1 protein-coding gene is annotated in these 1,150 nt (G+C 33.5%); it reads left to right on the forward strand.

Annotated elements, in window-relative coordinates:
• Window positions 1-304: 304 nt before the first annotated feature.
• The gene (locus ACFIJP_RS09220; protein ID WP_375610990.1) at window positions 305-1,027 is read left to right on the forward strand and encodes a hypothetical protein; all 723 of its coding nucleotides are present in this window, start codon (window positions 305-307) and stop codon (window positions 1,025-1,027) included.
• Window positions 1,028-1,150: the final 123 nt, after the last annotated feature.

A 1,150-nucleotide genomic window follows, 5' to 3' on the forward strand; every position in this document is an offset into this window, starting at 1 on the left:
ATCTTATTCGGAACGCCTTTGACACGCCCTTGACCTGCCTTTGGGGGTATACGCTTTTTAATGGGTTGTGGAGCCTGCTGTGTATTTTCTGATGTCATAAAATACGCCCTCCAGATAATAAAAAACCCCGCAAATGCGGGGATTCCAAACTGCACTGCCTCTCGTCTAGACACAATACGCCTAAGTACAGCAATGTCATTAAATACGATTTGCTACACTTTGTCAACACAAAAATAACACATATTGATACATTTGAAAAGAATCGGTTAGGTAGTGTTAATTATTATAATTTAAGGATTAAATAATGAAGTCACTATCCATAACGCTCATAGTAATATTTATAGCTTTCTTTTCGATATCAGTGTTATCAAGATACACTAGTGTAGATAGTTTAGAACAATACGATAAACTTTACGAAAAATATGTAAGTGAAAATTATCAAAACTCAGAATATCATCAAAAATTAGCAAAGGCAAAAGAATCGGTGGAGTATTTAAAAACATTTATGGGAAGTACTGTAGACATCCCCAATGACAAAAGTCCATTTTGGAAGCATTTAATAACACTACCTAGCAATCCTCCGGAATTTAATATTTTAAAACATTATCACATAGTGCTTGTTTTTTGTGGTCGTTTTGCTGATTTATTACAAGGTGATAAAAGTATGCCCACAGTTACATTTAACGACTTGCAAACAAAACTTAAGAAATACGGTAGTATTTTTAATGACTGGGATACTATAGAAACTATTTTATTTAAAGCAAAATTTGAAACACATTTTAATGATCCAATGTTTGAATACGCAGAAAAATTTTTGAATTCTCCAAATGGCATTAGCAGAAAAGAACAAACTATTCGTACAGAGCATATGATACTAGGACACGAAAGCGTTCGTTTACAAAATACAGTGAATATGTGCTCTATTGCTATAAGTGTATATAGAGAAATGATGCCCAAAGAAGATATAAGACCCCCAGTAAGATATGGCTCTTTTGAAAAATGGAAGCGATATTTAAAAATTTTTTAAACTAGCGATTAAATACTTATGAAGCGCATTAAGAGCAACGCGCAGTGAATTCACAAGATGTGGTAACATTTGATCTTCTATCACGAGGTACTGTAGCGCAGCATGAAGATTATACTGTCTATA

Origin of the sequence: Bartonella sp. MU37NMGALS (assembly GCF_042194015.1) — a bacterium.
Taxonomy (GTDB): Bacteria; Pseudomonadota; Alphaproteobacteria; order Rhizobiales; family Rhizobiaceae; genus Bartonella; species Bartonella grahamii.